Source organism: Aeromonas sp. R1-1 (assembly GCF_040908495.1).
In the GTDB taxonomy this organism is placed as follows: domain Bacteria; phylum Pseudomonadota; class Gammaproteobacteria; order Enterobacterales; family Aeromonadaceae; genus Aeromonas; species Aeromonas veronii.
In genome coordinates this window covers 1-2946 of sequence record NZ_JBFODV010000153.1, presented here as the reverse complement: position 1 = coordinate 2946, position 2946 = coordinate 1, and the positions used below count along the sequence as shown (strand labels likewise).

Genomic DNA, 2946 nt, shown 5'->3' with positions numbered 1-2946 from the left:
GTGTCGAACACCATGACCGCCTGGGCACCCGCCTTGATCTGGGCGTTGAGGTAAGCAATCACGCTGTCGGCCAGCTTGTCGAGCAGCAGGTGCAGAGTCTGCGGCTCCGCGTACATCATCTGCTTGATCTTGGTGAACGCCTTGGAGCTGCCCCCCTCCACCATGTAGGTGGCCAGGGTCCATGGACTGCCGGAGAAGCCGATGAGCGGCACTTCACCCTTCAGCTCACGGCGGATGGTGCGCACCGCATTCATCACGTAGCCCAACTCATCTTCCGGATCCGGAATGGGCAGCGCCTGCACGTCGGCCATGGAGGTGATCGGGCGCTCGAAGCGCGGGCCTTCACCCTGCTCGAAGTAGAGACCGAGCCCCATGGCATCGGGCACGGTGAGGATGTCGGAGAAGAGGATGGCGGCATCGAGCGGGTAGCGGCGCAGCGGCTGCAGGGTGACTTCACAGGCCAGCTCGGCATTGCGGCACAGAGACATGAAATCCCCCGCCTGGGCGCGAGTCGCCTTGTATTCCGGCAGATAGCGGCCAGCCTGGCGCATCATCCATACCGGGGTCATATCCACGTCCTGACGCAGCAGGGCGCGCAGGTATCGATCGTTCTTCAGCTCTTTCATCCCAGTTCCTGAGTTCGTATCACGCATAAAATGGCGGCCATAATACCACTTTGCCCACCGGAGCGGACTGCCCAAAACGTGGCAAATGGGCGCGCGGTTGCAAAGATGTGAAGGGGCGCAAACCAGAGCGCCCCGTTTTTAAAATGAAGTGCAAAAAGATTGGCGAAAAGATAAGCGCTTCGTTACCCCTCGCCCGCCAGCGAACGCTCGATCAGCCGCCGGGCGATGGTGCCGTGGGGCGGCAAACGCGGCAAGCGGTCGGCGGTAAAGAAAGCGGCAGCCACCAGTTCGTCATCCTGCACCCGGATTTCGCCGCTCTCGTAGTCGGCGGTAAAGCCCATCATCAGGCTGTGGGGGAAGGGCCAGGGCTGGCTCGCCACATAGCGCACATTGCGCACCCGGATGCCGCTCTCCTCGAACACCTCCCGTGCCACGCACTGCTCGAGATTCTCCCCCGCCTCCACAAAGCCAGCCAGCACGGTATACATGGGATCGTCCGCCTGATAGTGACGGCGATGGGCCGCCAAGAGGATCTCCGGCCCCTTGCGCACCGCCACGATAATGCAGGGGGAGATGCGCGGATAAACCGTATGTCCGTGCTGGCACACCTGCGCCCACTCCCCCGCCTTCGGAGTCATGGGGGCGCCGCACTCGCCGCAGAAACGGTGGGTGCGGCGGAAGGTGGCGAGCTGCCAGGCGCGGCCAGCGAGACGAAAGCCCTCTTCATCCCCCGCTACCATCAACTGGCGCAGGGGGGCCATCATAGTCGTGTCGGCCTCAGCCCCCAGATCCAGCAGATAGCAGGGCAGCCCCTGCCACTCATCAAAACGCTCGAAACGGGCACCGGCCAGCGCTGCGGGCAGGCACGCTTTACTTCCTTGTGGCACCTCTCCCTGCTGATCGAGCAGTACCAGATGATCGCCCCCCAGCACGAACCAGCGGGCTTGTTCGGTTAATGACATCAGATAAACACTCTCGTTAAAACAGAACCCTGACCACGGCTGGCCGAGCAAGGGGCAAACGCCGCGCGAATGGCTCCCATCTTACGACCAGCACGGGTCGCTGACGACCCCACCATGGCCGATTGTCCCATTCGTAAAAAACGGATGGTGCAAATAAAGAGGCCGCCCGAAGGCGGCCCGTTGTTATCCGGCATCCCGTATCCGGCCTCTATCGACGCGGATCAGGCATCGCCCATCGCCAGCAGGGAGGCGTTGCCGCCCACCGCCGTGGTGTTGATGGTGCGGGTCTTCTCGGTGACGAAACGGCTTAAGTAGTGTGGACCGCCCGCCTTGGGACCGGTGCCGGAGAGCCCCTGCCCGCCGAACGGCTGCACCCCGACCATGGCGCCGATCTGGTTGCGGTTGATGTAGACGTTGCCCACGTTGATGCGGCTCGCCAGCTCCTCAGCGTGGGATTCGTTGCGGCTGTGGATCCCCAGCGTCAGACCGTAGCCGGTGCCATTGATGTCGCTGATCACCTTGTCCAGATCCCGGGTGGCGTAGCGCACCACGTGCAGGATGGGGCCGAACTGCTCCTTGGCCAGCTCGCGGATGGAGCCGATCTCCAGCGCGGTCGGCTGGACAAAGTGCCCTTCCATGGTCGCGGCCGGCATCGGCGCCTGCGCAATCAGGCGAGCGCGCGGCATCATGTAGGCGAGGTGAGCATCGAGACCGGCCTTGGCATCGGCATCGATCACCGGGCCGACGTCGGTGTTGTGCTCGGCCGGGTTGCCCACTTTCAGCTCCTGCATGGCGCCGGTGAGGATCTCCAGCACCCGCTCGGCGATCTCCTCCTGCAGGTAGAGCACCCGCAGGGCCGAGCAGCGCTGACCGGCGCTCTGGAAGGCGGCGCTCACCACGTCCCGCACCACCTGCTCCGGCAGGGCGGTGGAGTCGACGATCATGGCGTTCTGGCCGCCGGTCTCGGCGATAAGCGGCAGGATGGCGCCATCGCGCTGGGCCAGGGTCATGTTGATGAGCTTGGCCGTCTCGGTGGAGCCGGTGAAGCAGACGCCGCCGATGCGCGGATCCGCTGTCAGCTTGGCCCCCACGGTGGCGCCGTCACCGGGCAGCAGCTGCAGCACGTCGCCCGGAATACCGGCCTGATGGGCCAGCGTCACCGCCAGATGGGCGATAAGGCCGGTCTGCTCGGCAGGTTTGGCGATGACGGTGTTGCCGGTGGCCAGCGCAGCTGCGATTTGGCCGAGGAAGATCGCCAGCGGGAAGTTCCACGGGCTGATGCAGACAAACACCCCGCGCCCCTGCAGGAACAGCTCGTTCTGCTCGCCGGTGTAACCGGGCAGCAGGGTCGCCTGCCC

Annotated in this window: 3 protein-coding genes; all 3 read right to left on the bottom strand. The window is 64.5% G+C overall.

The genetic code is table 11. The annotated features are described in order from the left end of the window. Window positions 1-626 (bottom strand): uroporphyrinogen decarboxylase family protein (locus tag AB5Y92_RS08910; protein WP_368226508.1); only part of this gene is annotated, 626 nt, incomplete at its 3' end. A 182-nt stretch (window positions 627-808) separates the two neighbouring features. Continuing rightward, a complete protein-coding gene (nudC, locus tag AB5Y92_RS08905; protein ID WP_368226506.1) occupies window positions 809-1588 on the bottom strand; it encodes an NAD(+) diphosphatase in 780 nt (259 codons plus the stop codon). 221 nt (window positions 1589-1809) lie between these two features. After that, window positions 1810-2946: L-glutamate gamma-semialdehyde dehydrogenase (locus tag AB5Y92_RS08900; RefSeq protein WP_368226504.1), on the bottom strand; the 1137-nt coding region annotated here is incomplete at its 5' end.

What these genes read in the sequence shown, in the direction of transcription:
- nudC (WP_368226506.1), bottom strand. Translation starts at nt 1,588, where the DNA reads ATGTCATTAACCGAACAAGCCCGCTGGTTCGTGCTGGGGGGCGATCAT.